This window comes from Cupriavidus pauculus (assembly GCF_008693385.1).
GTDB classification, from domain to species: domain Bacteria; phylum Pseudomonadota; class Gammaproteobacteria; order Burkholderiales; family Burkholderiaceae; genus Cupriavidus; species Cupriavidus pauculus_D.
In genome coordinates this window covers 2296504-2314064 of the sequence record NZ_CP044067.1, presented here as the reverse complement: position 1 = coordinate 2314064, position 17561 = coordinate 2296504, and the positions used below count along the sequence as shown (strand labels likewise).

General features: G+C 67.8%; 18 protein-coding genes and 1 riboswitch. Of the genes, 12 read left to right on the top strand and 6 right to left on the bottom strand.

Annotated elements, in window-relative coordinates; all coding sequences use genetic code 11:
- Window positions 1–32 precede the first annotated feature (32 nt).
- Window positions 33–404, top strand: coding sequence for a cupin domain-containing protein (locus FOB72_RS28660; protein ID WP_150376538.1), 372 nt, complete (start codon window positions 33–35; stop codon window positions 402–404).
- A 16-nt stretch (window positions 405–420) separates the two neighbouring features.
- Here FOB72_RS28660 and FOB72_RS28655 read toward each other — a convergent pair whose 3' ends face one another.
- Window positions 421–1611 carry an SMP-30/gluconolactonase/LRE family protein gene (locus tag FOB72_RS28655; protein WP_150376536.1) on the bottom strand — a complete coding sequence of 397 codons (1191 nt, stop codon included), beginning with the start codon at window positions 1609–1611 and terminating at the stop codon, window positions 421–423.
- 133 nt (window positions 1612–1744) lie between these two features.
- Here FOB72_RS28655 and FOB72_RS28650 point away from each other — a divergent pair, with 133 nt between their 5' ends.
- The gene (locus tag FOB72_RS28650) at window positions 1745–2692 is read left to right on the top strand and encodes a LysR family transcriptional regulator (RefSeq protein WP_150376534.1); all 948 of its coding nucleotides are present in this window, start codon (window positions 1745–1747) and stop codon (window positions 2690–2692) included.
- Window positions 2693–2697: 5 nt separating this feature from the next.
- Here the strand turns inward: FOB72_RS28650 and FOB72_RS28645 are convergent, their stop codons facing one another.
- The gene (locus FOB72_RS28645) at window positions 2698–3471 is read right to left on the bottom strand and encodes an SDR family NAD(P)-dependent oxidoreductase (protein ID WP_150376532.1); all 774 of its coding nucleotides are present in this window, start codon (window positions 3469–3471) and stop codon (window positions 2698–2700) included.
- A gap of 145 nt (window positions 3472–3616) precedes the next feature.
- On the opposite strand from FOB72_RS28645, the gene FOB72_RS28640 reads away from it, so the two are divergent.
- Entirely contained in the window at window positions 3617–4531 is a 915-nt protein-coding gene (locus tag FOB72_RS28640) for a LysR family transcriptional regulator (RefSeq protein ID WP_150376530.1), read from the top strand.
- Window positions 4532–4534: 3 nt separating this feature from the next.
- On the opposite strand, the gene fliD is transcribed toward FOB72_RS28640, so the two are convergent.
- Window positions 4535–5347 (bottom strand): flagellar filament capping protein FliD, encoded by an 813-nt coding sequence (fliD, locus tag FOB72_RS28635; protein WP_191002291.1) that lies wholly within the window; start codon window positions 5345–5347, stop codon window positions 4535–4537.
- 182 nt (window positions 5348–5529) lie between these two features.
- Between fliD and FOB72_RS28630 the strand changes: the two genes are divergently transcribed.
- Complete coding sequence (locus FOB72_RS28630) at window positions 5530–6060, top strand: glycine zipper 2TM domain-containing protein (RefSeq protein ID WP_223851618.1); 531 nt, start codon at window positions 5530–5532, stop codon at window positions 6058–6060.
- Here FOB72_RS28630 and FOB72_RS28625 read toward each other — a convergent pair.
- Window positions 6057–6947, bottom strand: a complete 891-nt coding sequence (locus FOB72_RS28625) for an AraC family transcriptional regulator (protein ID WP_150376526.1) — start codon at window positions 6945–6947, stop codon at window positions 6057–6059. The genes FOB72_RS28630 and FOB72_RS28625 overlap by 4 nt on opposite strands.
- Before the next feature lie 135 nt (window positions 6948–7082).
- Between FOB72_RS28625 and FOB72_RS28620 the strand changes: the two genes are divergently transcribed.
- Window positions 7083–7628 (top strand): carboxymuconolactone decarboxylase family protein, encoded by a 546-nt coding sequence (locus FOB72_RS28620; protein WP_150376524.1) that lies wholly within the window; start codon window positions 7083–7085, stop codon window positions 7626–7628.
- Here the strand turns inward: FOB72_RS28620 and FOB72_RS28615 are convergent.
- Complete coding sequence (locus FOB72_RS28615) at window positions 7609–8868, bottom strand: MFS transporter (protein WP_150376522.1); 1260 nt, start codon at window positions 8866–8868, stop codon at window positions 7609–7611. The genes FOB72_RS28620 and FOB72_RS28615 overlap by 20 nt on opposite strands.
- 103 nt (window positions 8869–8971) lie before the next feature.
- Between FOB72_RS28615 and FOB72_RS28610 the strand changes: the two genes are divergently transcribed.
- Complete coding sequence (locus FOB72_RS28610; protein WP_223851617.1) at window positions 8972–9781, top strand: AraC family transcriptional regulator; 810 nt, start codon at window positions 8972–8974, stop codon at window positions 9779–9781.
- Between the two features lie 58 nt (window positions 9782–9839).
- On the top strand, window positions 9840–11153 hold the full coding sequence (locus FOB72_RS28605) for a chloride channel protein (protein WP_150376520.1): 1314 nt from the start codon (window positions 9840–9842) through the stop codon (window positions 11151–11153).
- Here FOB72_RS28605 and FOB72_RS28600 read toward each other — a convergent pair whose 3' ends face one another.
- A complete protein-coding gene (locus tag FOB72_RS28600; RefSeq protein ID WP_150376518.1) occupies window positions 11154–11597 on the bottom strand; it encodes a histidine phosphatase family protein in 444 nt (147 codons plus the stop codon). It lies immediately after the preceding gene.
- Window positions 11574–11728, top strand: a riboswitch (cobalamin riboswitch). (Overlaps the previous gene by 24 nt.)
- A gap of 33 nt (window positions 11729–11761) precedes the next feature.
- Between FOB72_RS28600 and FOB72_RS28595 the strand changes: the two genes are divergently transcribed.
- The 5 genes from FOB72_RS28595 to FOB72_RS28575 all read left to right on the top strand — a co-directional run bounded on the left by FOB72_RS28595 (window position 11762) and on the right by FOB72_RS28575 (window position 17560).
- The gene (locus FOB72_RS28595) at window positions 11762–11998 is read left to right on the top strand and encodes a CbtB domain-containing protein (RefSeq protein ID WP_150376516.1); all 237 of its coding nucleotides are present in this window, start codon (window positions 11762–11764) and stop codon (window positions 11996–11998) included.
- Between the two features lie 11 nt (window positions 11999–12009).
- Window positions 12010–12732, top strand: coding sequence for a CbtA family protein (locus FOB72_RS28590; RefSeq protein ID WP_150376514.1), 723 nt, complete (start codon window positions 12010–12012; stop codon window positions 12730–12732).
- 87 nt (window positions 12733–12819) lie between these two features.
- Window positions 12820–14913: a TonB-dependent siderophore receptor gene (locus FOB72_RS28585; RefSeq protein WP_223851616.1), complete on the top strand. Its 2094-nt coding sequence runs from the start codon at window positions 12820–12822 to the stop codon at window positions 14911–14913.
- Window positions 14913–16499, top strand: coding sequence for an ABC transporter substrate-binding protein (locus FOB72_RS28580; protein ID WP_223851615.1), 1587 nt, complete (start codon window positions 14913–14915; stop codon window positions 16497–16499). The genes FOB72_RS28585 and FOB72_RS28580 overlap by 1 nt, the downstream gene beginning before the upstream one ends.
- The gene (locus FOB72_RS28575; RefSeq protein WP_223851614.1) at window positions 16496–17560 is read left to right on the top strand and encodes an ABC transporter permease; all 1065 of its coding nucleotides are present in this window, start codon (window positions 16496–16498) and stop codon (window positions 17558–17560) included. The genes FOB72_RS28580 and FOB72_RS28575 overlap by 4 nt, the downstream gene beginning before the upstream one ends.
- Window position 17561: the final 1 nt, after the last annotated feature.

Here is a 17561-nt window from a genome sequence, read left to right as displayed (position 1 = left end):
TCGTTATCCACACTCTCCGCCCCGGCATCACCATGACCACGACGCCCGCCCTGATCGACTTCCGCGCCGAACCGGCCCCCACGCACGACCGGCCGAGCCCCGACCGCCTGGTCATCGGCAATCCGCACCGCACCACGTGGACGCACTACAGCGCCGAGCGCGGTGACTTCGACTGCGGCATCTGGGCCTGCGAGCCCGGCGCCTGGCGCATCGTGTTTCCGCCGACCAAAGAAGAGTTCTTCCACGTGATCAGCGGCCGCGTGCGCATCGCCGACACCGCGGGCAACGCGCGCGAATTCGGTCCGGGCGATGCCTGCGTGATTCCGTCGGGCTTCGAAGGCACGTTCGAGGTGGTCGAGCCCGTGCGCAAGTACTTCGTCGTACTGGACCGCAGCGCCGGCTGACAGCCCAGCCCGGCGTTTATCGCGTCGGCGCGGGCTTCGCGTCGATCTTCACGCGGAACAGCGAGTAAGGCTTGGATCGCAGGTCCTTGCCGCCGTTGAAGCCCGGCATCCGGTGCAGCTGGTTTGCCGTGAAGTACAGATAGCCGTCCGGCCCGATCGACAGCGTATCGGGCCACAGCGCGCGCGGGTCGTGCACGATCGTTTCCCAGCTGCCATCGGGCAGACGCTTGCGAATGCCGTTGTGTTCGTAGTCGGTTGCGTACACCGCGCCGTCGGCATCGGCCTCCATACCGTCGGAGGCGCCCTTCTCGCCCAGATCCTTCACCGCGGCCGAGATCTGCGCGTCGCTGGCCGCCGGGTCGCGCAGCAGTTGCGTGGGGACCGCGTACAGATGGCGGCTCGACAGCGGCGAGAAGTACAAGGTCTTGCCATCGGCGGACAGCGCGATGCCGTCGGACGCGACGCCGAACGGGCTGGTCTTGCCATCGGCCGCGCGGTTCATCATCGTCTTGCCTTCGACCACGGGCACGAACGACTTGTCCACCGACGTCGATGCATCGCCGCTCAGGCGGCGCACCGCGCGGCCGCTTTCGATATCGACCACGATGATCGCGCCGGGGCCCGATACCGACGAATCGGTGACGTAGATGGTGCCTGCCTGGCCGACGCGGAAGTCGAAGCGCATATCGTTCACGTACGTGCTGGGCAAGACGACCTCGGGCGGGAAGACGAGCGACTTCACCACCTTGTTCGTGGCCAGATCCACGGCGACCAGTCGCGCGCGGCCCGGTGCGGGCGCCGAGAATTTCGGCGCGGCCGTATCGAGGATCCACACCCTGCCCTGGCCGTCGGCCACCACGCTCTGCACGCTCAGGAAGCCCTGCGGGTTGTCCTCGCGGTTGATCGCCGCGTCGGGATACGGCACCACCTTGCTGCCGCGAATCTCGCCCACGGTGAACGGCACATCGTCGCCCCAGCGCGGGAAGTTGACGAAGATGCGGCCGGTTTCGGTCACCGTCACGCCCGTCGGCATCGCACCGCGAAATGCGAAGACCTGCTCCAGCGTGCCGGCATATCGCTCGGCCGGGAGGCTTGCGGAAGCGGGCTTGCCGGCGAGCGCGAACGGCGCGGCCAACGCGAGCGTGAGGGCTGCGGCAAATCGCGAGAGTCTGGGAAGGCCCCGATGGGCGAGAGACTGAGCTTGCATGGTGAACCTCGGCGGATAGATGACGATGGGAAAGACTGCAATGGATCCATCATGGCCATCGCCAACTGATTCAGAAAGAGGCAAAATCAGGGAGCACTTTCCCTGAATCAGTGAAAATCCCCGCGTCTCTCCCATGATCCGCATCGACGACCTCGCCCTGTTCGTACGTTCCGCCGCGCTGGGCAGCTTCTCCGCTGCCGCGCGCGAAATCGACCTGCTGCCCGGACAGGTCAGCGCCGCGATCCAGCGGCTCGAGCGCGACCTCGGCATTCGCCTGTTCGCGCGCTCCACGCGCAGCCTGCGGCTGACCGCGGATGGCGAGCAATACCTGCCCTATGCACAGGGCGCGCTGGAGTCGCTGCGCGAGGGACATGAACGTGTGCACGCGGAGACCGCGGCGATCAAGGGCGTGCTGCAGATTGCCGCGCCCTCCGATCTCGGCCGCAACGTGCTGCTGCCGATGCTGACGGAATTCCGCCGCGCGCATCCGCAACTGACGCTGCGGCTCTCGTTCTCCGATCAGGTGGCCGACGTGTTTCGCGACCCCGTCGATGTGGCATTGCGCTACGGCAATATGGAGGACTCGAGCTATGTGGCCATGCCCGTCGATCCGGGCAATCGGCGTGTGGTGGTGGCATCGCCGGCCTACCTCGCCGCGCATGGCGCACCGGCATCGCTCGATGCGCTCACCTCGCACACCTGCCTGCGCTTCATGCTGCATGGACGCGTGTACGACAAGTGGGCATTCCAGGAGGATGGCAAGCGCCGCGTGGTGGCGGTGTCCGGCCCGCTCGTCAGCGACGATGCCGATATCGTGCGCCGCTGGGCGGTGGCCGGCGAAGGCATCGCTTACAAGTCGCGGCTGGACGTCGCCGAAGACATTGCCACGGGCCGGCTTGTCCCGCTGCTCGACGGCGTGGTCGGCGATGCGATTCCGCTGAATCTCGTCTGCCCGCATCGCAAACAGTTCTCGCCGGCCATCCGGCTCCTGCACGCGTGGCTGCAGGACCGCGTGGCGCGGCACTTTCCGGCCACGGAACGCCCGAGGCGCGCGGCCGGCGGGCGCGCGCGCAAGGGCTGACCGGCTCAGACCAGCATGCCGCCCGACGCTTCGATGCGCTGCGCATTGATCCACTTCGTGCCGGGCGAGAGCAGCGCCGCGACCACGCCCCCGATATCGTCGGGCAGGCCCGGGCGCCCCAGCGCCGTAACCGACGCCACCATCGCATTGACCTGCGGGTTGTCGCGAACGCTGGCGCCGCCGAAGTCGGTCTCGATCGCCCCGGGCGCCAGGCTATTGACGCTGATCTGGCGCGCGCCGAGTTCCTTGGCCATGTAGCGAGTGAGCACTTCCACTCCACCCTTCATCGCGCCATAGGCGGCGTAACCGGGCATCGAGAAGCGTGCGAGGCCGCTCGACACGTTGAGAATGCGCCCGCCGTCGGCGATCAGCGGCAACAGCTTCTGCGTCAGGAAGTACGGCGCCTTCAGATGCACGCGCATCAGTTCATCGAACTGGGCCTCGGTCGTTTCCGCGATCAGCGCATGGATACCGACGCCCGCGTTGTTGACCAGAAAGTCGAAGTGCGTGCGTTGCCAGTCAGCGAGGACTGACTTCACATTTGTCGCAAACGCGTCGAAGGTGCTGCTGTCGCCGACGTCGAGCTGCAGCGCGACCGCGCGGCGGCCCTGTGCCTGCACCGCCGCCACGGCCGCTTCGGCCTCCGCGCGGTTGCCGCGATACGTCAGGATGATGTCGGTGCCCTGGCGCGCCAGATGCTCGACGGCATTTCGGCCGAGGCCGCGGCTGCCGCCCGTAATCAGGGCGATGGGAGCGATGGAGGAAGTGGGCGTGGTCATGGTCGGATCCTTGGTCGATGCATCGCGCGTTCATGCGTCGATGCGTTGATCCCACTTTATTGCGCGATCGATAAGGAATAAACTACGCATCTACGATATGACTGTTCACACGACGTGAACGATCGCGACGGCATAGCAGGGCACCATGGACAGCCTCGACACGCTCCGCATCTTCCTGCGCGTTGCCGATCTCGGCGGCTTCGCGCGCGCGTCGGCGAGCCTCGAACTCTCGAAGGCCGCGGTATCGATGGCCGTGCAGCGGCTCGAATCGTCGCTCGACACCCAACTGTTCCACCGCACCACACGCAAGGTCCAGCTGACCCAGGACGGGCAGGCGTTCTACGAACGCGCGCGCGATCTGCTCGACGACATGGATGAACTGCACGGGATGTTCCGGCAGGGCGAACACGCGCTGAAGGGAAGACTGCGCGTCGATATGCCCGCGGGTCTCGCGCAGCAGACCGTGCTGCCGCGCCTGTCGGAATTCCTCGCCGCGCATCCGGACCTGCAGATCGAGATCAGCGGCACCGACCGGCGCGTGGACGTCGTGCGCGAAGGGTTCGACTGCGTGATCCGCGTCGGCCCCCTGGAGGACAGCAGCCTCGTGGCAAGGCCGCTCGGCGTGCTGCCATTGCTGAATTGCGCGAGCCCCGCCTACCTGCGTGCGTACGGGACGCCGCACACGCTGGCGGACCTCGCGAACCACCGGCTCGTGCATTTCGTGGGCACGTTCGGCCAGCGGTCTTCGGGATTCGAATATATCGAGGATGGCGAGGCAAAGGCCCTGCCGATGTACGGCGCGGTGACCGTCAACAACGGGCAATCGTACGAGGCCGCGGCGCTCGCGGGCCTCGGCATCGTGCAGGCGCCCGCGCACACGATGCGCGCGCTGATCGAGGCAGGCGGCCTCGTCGAGATCCTGCCCGGCCTGCAACCGCCAGCGATGCCGGTGACGCTGCTCTATGCGCAGCGGCGCAACCTGCCGCTGCGCGTGCGCGCCTTCATGGACTGGGTGACGGCGTTGCTGACGCCGTCGATGGTGAAGCCGGTCAACCCTTGAACTTCAACCCTTCAGCACAGCCAGCTGGTCCGACATGAACGCGCTGGCCACGCCCATGTCGTTGTAGAGCAGGCTCAGCCGCTGGAACTGCGCGCGATAGCTAGCCATCAGCGCGGTCACGCGATCGGCCTCTTCATCCTGGTTCCGGCCAAGCAGCGCAAGCATGTCGCTCGCCTTGTCGGACGCCTGGGTCAGCGGGCTATTCTTGCCGGTCAACGTGGTAGTGAGCGCCGACATGCGGCCGCTCAGACCGGACGTGCCGTCATCGCCCACGAAGAACTGCTTCACGCCTTTCGGATTGCTCTGGATAGCGCCGTCGAGCCTGGCCTCGTCGAGCTGGAGCGCGCCGTCCTTGTCGAACGACAGACCCATGTCCGCGAGCGAGCCGCCGGGAATATTGTCGAAAGCCTTGCGCAGCTGCGACTGCACGTCGCTCAGCGCCTTGTCGCCGAACAGCGCCGCGCCGGCCTTGGCATCCTTGTCGTAGGCACCGAGATCCGAGACCACTTTCTGGGCCGCGTTGTACGACGCCACGAACGCCTTCACGGCCGACTTGATCTTGCCAGCGTCCGGCCTGGCCGTCGCGGGATCGTTGCCGACGGGGTCGAACAGGCCCGTTTTGCCGAGGCCCCCCGCCGCCGTCTTGAGGCTGCTCAGCGCGTTGATCACCTTGCCGTAGCCCGAAAGCTTTGCCGTATACGACTGCTCTTGCTGCGCCAGATTGCCCAGCCGACCGCTCTGTTGGCGCTGGATGTTGGCCATCAGCGTGTCGAGATTGAGGCCTGCAAGCGATCCGAGCGAGGAGGACGTAGCCATAGGGGGCATGGGAATGGTGATTGACAAGCGATTAACGGTGACATGTCCAGACAGCTTTAGCGTCACTTGAAGCATTTTTGCCAGATCGCACGCCGTGCCCGTGTGGTCTGCACGTATCTCATTTTCGGCTCATTCTCGCTTCGTAATCTTGTTCTCAACCAACGCTTGTCAGGGGAAACAAGATGAACACCGCCACTGCCACTACCACCACCGCCACCACCAGCACCGCCGGCCGCGCCCTGCGGGCCGCCACGCTCGTCGGCGCCGTCATGGCCGCCACATTCACGGTCACCGGCTGCGCCAGCCTCAACCCGCAGGAGCCGATCTACTCGGCCTCTCAAGTGCAGCGTGCCGACTATGTGCAGACCGCCCGCGTCGAATCGGTCCGTCCGGTGCTGATCGACAATAGCTCGCAGGCCTCGAGCCTGTTCGGCACGATCGGCGGCGGCCTGCTCGGCGCCGTGGCCGGCAGCGCCATCGGCCACGGCCATGGTTCGCTGCTCGCCGGCGTGGCCGGCGGCCTCGGCGGCGCGCTTGCCGGTAACGCGATCCAGTCGCACGTCGAACGCACGCAGGGTCTGGAGATCACGGTGCGCACGCCCGACGGCCGCATGCAGTCGATCACGCAGCCGGCGTCTGCCGGCCAGTTCTACCCCGGCCAGCCGGTGCGCCTGATCTCGGGCTACGACGGCACCACGCGTGTCGCGGTTTAAGTCGAATGTGAGTCCTGACCTTCGGCTTCGCCCCGCAGCCATTCGCGGGGCGATTGCCCGACCTTGGCCTGGAACGCGCGCGACAGGGCCGACGGGTTGGCGTAGCCGAGTTCGTCGGCCAGCCGCTTGACCGGCGTGCCGTCGCGCAGCCGCGCCTGGGCCAGGCTGACGCGCCAGTCGGACAGATAGTCGGCGGGGGTCTGGCCCACCACGTCGCGGAATGCCGCGGCGAACGCGCTGCGAGACATGCCCGCGCATTGCGCCATCCGCTCGAGATTCCATGCGTCGCCGGGCGCCTCGTGCATCGCGATCAGCGCGCGCGCGAGCCGCGGATCGGACAGTCCCGTGATCAGGCCCGGCTGGACGCCGGCCTCATCCGGATGGTCGAGCAGCCAGCGCAGCAGCTGAATCAGCACGACCTCGAACAGCCGGTCCGCCAGCAGCCGCTGGCCGCAACGCACCTGCTCGGTCTCGGCGAACAGCAGGTCCAGCGCGGGCGACAGGCCTTGCACCCGGGCAAGCGGCAGTGCAATCAGCGGCGGCAGCGCCCGCGCGATCGGGTTCATGGCACCCCCCGCGAACTCGAGCGTCGCGCAGGTGAACTGGGAACCGTCGGCCGGCGGATTGTGGAAGCGATGCACCGCATGGCGCGGGTAGAACAGCAGCGTCGGTTCCCTGACATGCAGCCGGCGCGGCAGGCCGCGCGTGCTGTGCGTGACCTCCATCTCTCCTTCGCGCATGACATGGAGAAAGCCCCGGCCCTTCTCGTCGAATGTGGTCAGGCCGCAGAGCGGTCCGTTGTAGAACAGGTGTGCCCGTACGCGGAACCGCTCGAGCACGGCGGAGAGGCGGTCCTGGGCGGTGACGGGTGACGAGGAAGCGGCCATGGCGGTGACTGGACTGGCTGGACGAATTGATACATATTCCGGACGAATTGTATCTTAGCGTACAGCGCCGACAACCATACTGGCTTCCAGGGACAGCAACCGCCGTCCGCCACCACCGAATGAAAGGAAGCCATCATGACCGCACGTATCCCCCTGCTCGACCAGCAAACCGCCCCCGCCGGCAGCGTCGAGACGCTGGCCCGGATTCACGGCGCCTTCGGCACCACGCCCAACATGTTCCGCGCCGTGGCCGATTCGCCGGCCGCGCTCAAGTCGATGTGGGGCGCCTTCGGCGCGCTCGGCGGCGGCGTGATTCCGGCCCAGCTGGGCGAGAAGATCGCCGTGGCGATCGCCGACCGTAACCGTTGCGAATACTGTCTGGCCGCGCATACGGCGCTGGGTCGCAAGGCCGGTGCGTCGACCGCCGACATGGCCGCCGCGCAAGGCGGCCGCTCGGACGACCCTAAGACGGCCGCCGCGCTGACGTTCGCGCTCAAGGTCGTCGAGCAGCGCGGCCAGGTGGCGGAAGCCGATGTCGCCGCGGTACGCGCCGCCGGTTTCAGCAATGAAGAAGTGGTCGAGATCGTCGCGCACGTCGCGCTGAACCTCTTCACCAACTACATCAACGTCGCGTTCGACGTGCCCGTGGATTTCCCCGGCGTCAGGCTGACCGCGCGCTGATCGGTCTTGCCCGCTCCCTCGCCGGGAGCGGGGTCTTTGCCGTATCGATCCGGATCGAACGCCCCGCGAACATCCCCACCCCCGCCATCGCCACACCCACCGCCACGCACAGCAGCAACGGCAGCGTCCAGTGGCCCGACCCGTCGTGCAGCAGACCGACCAGCGGCGGACCACCCGCCGCAAGCAGATAGCCGATGCACTGCGCCATGCCCGACAACGCCGCGGCCTGGCCCGCGCCCGACGTGCGCAAGCTGATAAAGGCGAGCGCGAGAATCAGGCCGCCGCCGGCGCCGAACCCGAAGCAGAGAATCCACAGCACGGCCCACTGCGGGGCGAGCAGCAGACCGCCAAGGCCGACCGACATACTCAGCGACAGCATCGCCGCGAGCGCGCGCTGATCGCGCATGCGCGGCACCAGCGGAATCAGCAGCAGCCCCGGCAACGCGGTGGCCAGCAGCAGCACGCCGTGGAAAGAACCGGCCTGCCCGGCGGAATAACCGCCATCGCGCAGGATCGCGGGCAGCCAGCTCACGCCCACGTAATAGAGGAAGCAGTCGAGCCCGAGGAACAGCGTGACCTGCCACGCGAGCGGCGAGCGCCAGAGCGCGCGCGAGGAAGCTTCGAGAGCGGCTGCCGCTGGTGCCGCGGTTGCCTTCGGAGCGCCGCGCGACAGCTGGGGCAGCCACACGACGGCGGCAATCGCCTGCAATACGAGCGCGGCCGCGGCCACGACGCGCCAGTCGAAGCCCGCGAGACGAGACAGCGGTACCGCCAGCGCGGAAGCGCTCGCCGCCGCGATACCCATCGTCAGCACATACACGGCCGTGAGCGCGGCCACCTTGTCGGGGAAATCGCGCTTGAGCAGGCTCGGCAGCAGCACGTTGCCGATCGCAATCCCGCTGCCGACGATCGCGGTGCCCGCATAAAGCGGCGCGGCGTGGCCGCTCGACCGGACCGCAATGCCCGCGGCGATGATGCCGAGCGCGAGAAACAGCGCGCGCTCGAGGCCGAGCCGGCGCGCGATACCGGCCGCGAACGGCGACACCGCCGAGAACGACAGCAGCGGCAGCGTGATCAGGAGGCCCGCCTGCGTGGCGCTCAGGTCGAAGGTCTGCTTCAGCGTTTCCAGCAGCGGGGCAATGCTCGTGAACGGCGCGCGCAGGTTGGCCGCGATCAGCAAGATGCCGGCAAGCAGCGCGATCTGGGACCGTGTGCCAGTCCGCTTCGTTTCGGTTGTCATGGTCGGAACTCTCATGGGGTGGGCAACATGGGAGTCAGCTTATCGATGGCCGTACGGCATGAATTTAGCTATCCTGACAAGATATCGCTAAATCCGGTCATCCATGTCCCCGTCAGTCCTTGCCGAGATGCGCGCGCAGAACGATCTCGATCGCATCGCGCAGCCCGCCATCGCATTGCGTGCCCACGCCTTGCGCGGCGACCGCGATCCATCGATGCATCGCCATCGCAAGGGGCAACTCGTGGTGGCGCTGCGCGGCAGCGTCATTTGCGAAGTGCCCACAGGGCTCTGGATGGTGCCGCCGCATTGCGGCGTGTGGATCCCCGGCGGGCGGCCGCACCTGATGCGCGTCACCGCGGACACCGACCTGTGCCTGCTTTGCGTGGAGCCGACGGCCGCGGCGCTGCCCGAAGAATGCTGCACGCTCTCCATCAGCCCGTTGCTGCGCGAACTGATCCTGCGCATCGCGGCCGACCCGCAGGACTATGACGAGGGCAGCCGCACCGCCCGCATGGTCGGCGTATTGCTCGAGGAGCTCGCGCAAATGAAGGTGGAGCGGCTCTACTTTCCCATCTCGGAAGATGCGAGGCTCCGGCGCATCGCCGACGCGCTCGCCGCGCGTCCCGACGATCGGCGCACGGCAAGGGAATGGGCCGAGCACGTTGCGGTGAGCGAGCGCACGCTGACGCGGCTGATCCAGCGGGAGACGGGCATGACGTTCGGCCGATGGCGCCAGCAACTGCATATCGTCGTGGCGCTCGGCAAACTTTCCGCGGGGGCGCGCGTCCAACGCGTGGCCGAGGACCTCGGCTATGAATCCGTGAGCGCGTTCATCACGATGTTCCGCAAGGCGATGGGCAAGCCGCCGGCGCGCTATTTTTCCGAAACCACCGGCGTGGACGCGCTTCGATGACCGACATGCGCCCGATATGGCACCATGCGGTGCGCCATCCGTTCCTCCTGACGTCAGCATGAAGCCTTCCGACACCGCTCCGCTCGCCGCCACCGACAACCCCAGCCCCACCGTCGGCGCGATCGCGCCGCGCTTCTCGATGAAGCTCGGTGTCGTGACGATCCTCACGGGTATCGGCGCGGGTCTGGGCGGCATGCTGCTGGCGTTGCTGCTGCACAAGGTCCAGCACATGGCGTACGGCTACAGCCTCGATTTCACGATCGGGACGGAAAGCTTTCTGGTCGGGGTGACGCATGCCTCCGCGCAGCGGCGGCTGATCGTGCTGGTGCTATGCGGCCTCGTCGCGGGCTTCGGCTGGTGGGCGATCTATCGCTTCGGCCGGCCGCTCGTGAGCGTCAAGCAGACCGTGGATTCCGATGCGCGCCCGATGCCCCCGGGCACGACGATCGCGCATGCGCTGCTGCAGATCGTCACCGTTGCCATGGGCTCGCCGCTCGGCCGGGAAGTAGCGCCGCGCGAGATCGGCGCGCTGTTCGCAAGCTGGCTGTCCGCGCGCACCGGCCTCACGTCCGAGCAGCGCCGGATGATCGTCGCGTGCGGCGCGGGGGCCGGCCTCGCGGCCGTCTACAACGTTCCGCTCGGCGGCGCCGTCTTCACGATGGAAGTGTTGCTGGTCACGTTCAACTGGCAGGCCGCGTGCCTGGCGATGGCCACGTCGGCGATCGCCGCGGGCGTCGCGTGGCTCGGCCTCGGCGCGGAGATCCAGTACGCGGTCCCAAGCTTCCTCCCAACCGCAAGCCTCGTGGTGTGGGCGCTCGTCTGCGGCCCATTGTTCGGCCTCGCCGGCCACGCCTTTATCCAGTTGGCCAACGCCGCGCGTAACCACGCCGCGCGCGGCTGGCAGTTGCCCGTCTACGCGGTCGTCAATTTCACGATACTGGGCGCGCTCGCGATGTACTTTCCGCAGTTGCTCGGCAACGGCAAGGGTGCCGCGCAGCTTGCGTTCGACAGCCAGTTCGCCATCGGCCTGGCCGCCACGCTGCTGGTGCTCAAGGTGCTGGTGACCGTGGGCAGCCTGCGCGCGGGCGCGAGCGGCGGCCTGCTGACGCCGGGGCTCGCCAATGGCGCGCTGATGGCCATCGTGCTCGGCGGACTCTGGAGTGTCGCGTGGCCGGGCGTGCCGCTCGGCGCATTCGCGCTCGTCGGCGCCGCGGCATTCCTGGCCACGTCGCAGCGCATGCCGCTGACGGCGGTGGTACTCGTGGCCGAGTTCACGCAGGTCAATCACAACTTCCTGGTGCCGATGATCCTCGCGGTGTCGGGCTCGGTCATGACCAGCCGCCTGTGGGAGCGGCACGCATCGGCGCGGTAATCAAAGCTGTACGCGCCAGTGCCCCTGCCGCATCGACAGCACGATCTTCACGCCCGGTGCCACATCCAGATGCCAGAACGCGGACATCGGCGCCTGCAGCAACTCCAGCACGCAGGCCCTGACCACGTTCGCGGGCAGGACGGCCTGCCTGTGGCCATCGTCCCAGACCGTCGCCGCAAACCACTGCGAGACGCGCGCCCGCATGGCGGCGAGCGACTCGCCGCCATGGCCATCGAAATCCGGATCGGCGAGCCAGCGTGCGAACGCGTCGGGCTCGGCATCGGCCACTTCCTTCAGCGACCGTCCGGCCCAGCGGCCGTAGTCCACGTCGCGAAGCGCGGGCTCGATGCGGTCATCGACCCGCGCATCGCCGCCGGATGGAAAGACGCCCGCGCGCAGGGCGGCCGGGGCAGGCTGGCATAACAAGGTGAGTTGGACGGTCATGCTCTACAATGGCACCCGATTTCGATGCGAGGAAGCCGGTGAGAGTCCGGCACGGTCGCGCCACTGTATCCCATGCCGGCGGTCATGCCACGGCACGGGGAGTCAGACCTTCCATCGATCCCCTGCCATCCATCACGGAACGCGTCATTCCACAAGGAGCCTCCATGCACGCCAGCGCCGCGCTCGGTTCGTCCCGCGCAGTCCCGACATTGCCCGCACTCGAGCCCGTCTCGATTCCCGTCCGCGAACTGTTGCCCTGGGCCATCTTCGGCAGCATCCTGCTGTTGCTCGCCATCTACTTCGTCGGCGTGGAGGAAGGTGCCGCGGCGATCTTCAACACGATGTACGTGCACGAATTCGTCCACGACGGTCGCCACCTGCTCGGCTTCCCCTGCCACTGACAGGCGCCGATATGGTCAGGAGTCTGTTGATACGCGGCATGGCCGCGGGGTTTCTGTCGTGCCTGCTGGTCTTCGCGTTCGCGAAAATGTTCGGCGAAGCACAGGTGGAAGGCGCCATCGCTTATGAAGCGCGCATGGAACACGCGATGGGCGGCAGCCACGCGCACGAAATGCCGGAACTCGTGAGCCGCGAGGTACAGGCCGGGCTCGGGCTGTTCGTCGGGCTGGCCGTGTTCGGCACGGCAGTCGGCGGGCTGTTCTCGCTCGTGTTCGCTTACGTATACGGCCGCTTCGGCAGGCTCGGCCCGCGCGCGCTGTCGGCAACGATCGCATTGCTCGCCTTTATCGCCATCGTGCTGGTGCCGTTTCTCAAATACCCGCCCAACCCGCCTTCGATCGGCGACCCCTCGACGATCGGCAGCCGCACCGCGCTGTTTTTCGCGATGATCGCGCTGTCGCTGGCGGCGCTGGTCGTGGCCGTCATGCTGGCGCGCCGGCTCGCCCATCGCCACGGGGCGTGGAATGCCACGCTGGCTGGCGGCGCGATGTACCTCGTGCTGATCGGTCTGGCCTGCGCCTTGCTGCCCACGGTCAACGAAGTCCCCGACGCATTTCCTGCCTCCCTGCTCTGGCACTTCCGCGTCGCGGCGTTCGGCATGCAGGCCGTGCTGTGGGCCGCCCTCGGCCTGCTGTTCGGCGCCCTTGCCCAGCCGCTGCTCATACGACATTCATAGACGAAAATTTTCTATCCGGGCGTGGGCCCTTCGCTGCTACCATATGCAACTTTGTTGCAATAGATAGACAATATGCCCGCGCCTCGAATGTCTTCGTCCCGCATCGTTCCCCACTCGCTCGCGCTCGCCGCGACGCTGGTCGCCGCGCAAGCCGGCGCGGAAGAAGCGCGGCTGCCGGAAGTCGTGGTCACCGGTGTGGCGGAGGACAGCTACGCCCCGCGCTATGCCACCGGCGCCACGCGCACCGAAACGCCATTGCGTGAAATTCCGCAGTCCGTGCGCGTGCTGCCACGCACGCTCGTCGAGGATATCGGGGCCTCGCGGCTCGACCAGACATTCGACTATGCCAGCGGCGTATCGCGGCAGAACGGCTTTGGCGGCCTCTGGGACAACTACGCGGTGCGCGGCTTCAGCGGCAACGAGAACACCGGCGCCGGCTATCTCGTGAACGGCTTTGCCGCCAATCGCGGTTACACCGCGCCGCGCGATACCGCGACGATCGAGCGCATCGAGGTGCTGAAGGGCCCGGCCTCGTCCCTGTACGGGAGCAGCGATCCGGGCGGCATTCTCAATATCGTCACCCGTCAGCCACAGTTCAAGCCGGCGCAGACGTACGAGATCGAAACCGGCAACTACGATCACTATCGCGGCGTGGCCGATATCACCGGACCGCTCGGCGAGAACGTGGCGGGACGGCTGATCGCGGTGGCCGACCATAACGGCAGCTCGCGCGACTTCGTCAATACGCAGCGCTATCTGCTCGCGCCATCCATCACATGGGCCGTGGGACCGAACACGATCATCGAGTATGCGGCCGAGATCCAGCGCTATACGGTACCGCTCGACCGTGGCGTCGTGGCCGTCAACGGGCACCTCGGTGCCGTGCCCCGCTCCCGTTTCCTCGGCGAGCCGAACGATGGCGACATCCGCCTCGACAGCCAGTCCCATCAGTTGTCCGTCGAACATCAGTTCTCGGAGGACTGGAAGGGCCGCGTGGCGATGGCCTATCGCGGCGGCAGCCTCGAAGGCTTCTCGACCGAGGCTACCGCGTTACAGGCCGACGGCCACACGCTGACGCGGCAGCGCCGCTATCGCGACTTCCAGTCCGACGACGTATCGCTGCAAGCCGATGTCACGGGCAAGTTCGCGACCGGTCCGGTCCGGCACGAGTTGCTGCTGGGTGTTGACACTTATCGGTTCAGCACGAGCCAGGTGCTGCTGCGGCGCAATCCGAGCACCGCGGCGCCCTACGCGATCGATATCTACGCGCCGGTCTATGGGCAAACGCCGCCGGCGCTGCTGCCCAACACGAACACGTACGAGCGCCAGACCAACGTCGGGTTCTACACCCAGGACCAGATGCAGTTCGGCGAGCGCTGGCGCGTGCTCGCGGGCGCGCGCTTCGACATCTACAACCAGTCGCTCGACAACCGCCTGCGCGCGACCGGCACCGGCCAGCACCAGACCGCGGTGTCGCCGCGCATCGGCGTGACCTACCTCGCCAGCCAGAACGTCTCGCTGTTCGCCAATGCGAGCCGTTCGTTCCGGCCGAATGCGGGGAGCGACGCGAGCGGCAACGCGTTCTCGCCCGAACACGGCCGCGCGCTCGAGGCCGGCGTGAAGTTCGACAGCACCGATCGCCGTACGAGCGCGACGCTCGCGGTGTTCGACATCCGCAAGCGCAACGTGCTGACCACCGATCCGCTCGACGCGTCGTTCCAGATCGCGGCCGGCGAAGCGCGCAGCCGCGGCGTGGAACTCGATGTGGCAGGGCAGATCACGACGAACTGGCGCGTGACGGGCAACTTCGCGTTCACCGATGCGGAGGTCACGCAGGACTCGCGCCTCGCGCCGGGCACGCCGCTGGCCAATATTCCGCGCACGAGCGGCAGCGTCATGGCGATCTACGAGGATCAGGCGCCGATCGGCCAGCGTTATGGCGTGGGCGGCGGCGTGCGCTATGTCGGCACGCGGGCCGGCGATACGCAGAATTCGTTTTCGCTGCCCGCGTACACGCTGGCGGACGTGCTCGCCTACTGGCAATACAGCAAGACCGTGCGCGTGACGATGAACGTCGATAACCTGTTCGACCGCACCTACTACGTGAACTCGTACAGCAGCGTGTGGGTGGCGCCGGGGCTTGGCCGCACCGTGCGTGTGGGCCTGCGGCTCAGCTACTGATGACGACGTCCCGCTCCGCACTGCCTGACTCCGCGCGGCGGCGCCGCGTGCTGCGCGCGGCCATGCTGTCGCCGCTGGCCGGGCTCGCTTCGGCAGCACGGGCGCATTCCACCGCGCCGCCACCCGCCATGTCGCGTCATGGCGTGCGCGTGATCGGGCCGTGGGAGCTTTCCAGTCTCGATCCGCTGCGCAATGGCTATCTGTTCGCGCGCATGCAGGTCACCGAGACGCTCGTCGATTACGACCTCGACGGTACGCCGGTGCCCGGGCTGGCCGCGCGCTGGACCGTGTCCGCCGATCGGCTGACATGGCGGTTTGCGCTGCGCCCCGATGCGCGCTTCCATGACGGCACGTCGGTGCGTGCCGTCGATATCGTCGCGGCGCTGACCCGTGCGCGGCATGCCGCCGGCGTACTCGCGCGCGCGCCGATCGCGGCCATCGACGCCGAAACGGATGCGGTGCTCATCCGGCTGGAGCGGCCATTCTCGCCATTGCTCGCCTTGCTGTCGCACAGCAGCACGCAGGTGCTCGCGCCGGCGTCGTTCGGCCGCGATGGCAATGTGCGCGCCATCGTCGGCTCCGGGCCCTATCGCATCGCCGAGCTCGAGCCTCCACAGCGATTTTCGATTGCCGCGTTCGACGGCTGGCGGGGGGTGCAGCTTGCCGTCCGGGAGGCCTCCTATCTGTCGGTGGGCCGTGCCGAGATGCGCGCGCTGATGATCGAGGGCGGACAGGCCGAGCTCGCCTACGGTCTCGATCCCGGCACGCTCGCGCGGTTGCGTCACGACCCCAACGTGCGGGTGCACGCGGTCACCATTCCGCGTACCACATTGCTCAAGGTCAACGCCGGGCATCCGTTTCTCGCCGATGCGCGCGTGCGGCGCGCGATGTCGCTCGCGCTCGACCGGCGCGGGATCGCCAGCGCAATCCTGCGGGATCCGGAACTTGCCGCCACCCAGCTGTTTCCGCCATCGCTGCCGGGCTGGCACGATGCGCGGCTGCCACCGCTGACGCACGATACCGGTGCCGCGCAGGCACTGCTGCGCGCGGCCGGGTGGACGCCCGGCCGCGACGGTATCCTGCGGCGCGGCGATGCGCGCTTCGCGGTGACCCTGCGCACATTCCCCGACCGGCCGGAACTGCCCGTCATCGCCACGGCCATTCAGGAGCAGTTGCGTCTCGCCGGTATCGACGTCCGCGTGGCGGTCGGCAACTCGAGCGACATTCCATTCGCGCACCGCGACGGTACCCTGGCACTGGCGCTATATGCGCGCAACTACGGCGTGGTACCCGACGCGTTCGGGGCCGTCGCGCAGGATTTCGGCGGAGAGGGCGGTGACTGGGGACCCATGGGCTGGCACGCACCGGCCATCGCCAGCGCGATCGCCGAACTGCCGGCCACCGTGGACACCCGGCAGGCCCAGACCTTGCGTGGGCAAATCGCCGCGGTGCTGCAACAGGAGCTACCGCTGATTCCCGTGGTCTGGTATCGGCAGACGCTCGCGGCCAACCCGCGCCTCGCCAATGTGTCGATCGATCCGTACGAGCGCACCTACCGTCTGACGCCACTGCAGTGGTCTTCATGAACGAGCAATCCGCTTCCCTTCCCGACGAGGCTTCGTTGCCGGACGCGTCCCCGACCCGCCGCGCATCGGCTGGCGGCCTCGGCCGCGCCGTCGGCCGCATCGTGCTCCAGCGCGGTGTGCAGGCACTGATCGTGGCGGCACTCGTGGGCACGCTGAGCTTCGTGATGATGCGGTTGCTGCCCGGCGACATGGCGTTTCGCGTGGCGGCGGGCCGCTATGGCTACGACATGGTGACTGCCCAGGCCGCGGAGGCCGTGCGCGCCGAACTTGGCCTCGGCCTGCCATGGGCGCAGGCACTGATGCAGTGGTGGCACCGGTTATTGCAGGGCGACTTCGGTCTTTCCGCGGTCACCGGCGCGCCAGTCGTCGCGGAGATCGGCCACCAGCTTGGGCATACGCTCATGCTGGCGATGGCCGCGCTTGCCGTGTCCTGCGCCATCGCGGTGCCGCTGGGCTTTGTCGCGGGCCTGCGCGCCGGTGGCGCGGCCGACCGTGCAACGCTCGTGGCCTCCGTGCTGTTGCGTGCCATGCCGCCGTTCGTACTGGGCATCGTGCTGGTGTCGGTACTGTCGATCGATTTCGCGCTGATCCCGGCCGCGGGGCCGCACGATCATGGCGGCCTGCTGGCGCCGGCCATCACGCTGGGGCTCGGCCTGTCCGCCACCGCCATGCGCGTGGCACGCGACGCCATGGCCGCGGTGACATCGTCGGCCTATTTCCGCTTCGCCCAGACCAAGGGACTTGCCGACCGCGACGCGCTGCTGCGGCACGGCGTCCGCAATGCGGCGATTCCGCTGGTCGCGTACCTCGGCGTCCAGCTGGTGTTTCTCGTCGAAGGCGTGGTCGTGATCGAGACGCTTTTCGCGTGGCCCGGTATCGGCCACGCACTCGTGCATGCGATCTTCGGCCGCGATGTGCCCATGATCCAGGGCACCGCCATCGTGATGGGGCTGCTGTTCGTCGCGCTCAATACGCTGGTGGACATCGCCTGCGCGTGGATCGATCCCCGGTTGCGGTTGCGTCCATGGTCGCGCGGCACCGGCACGGGGAGCGCGCCGTGAC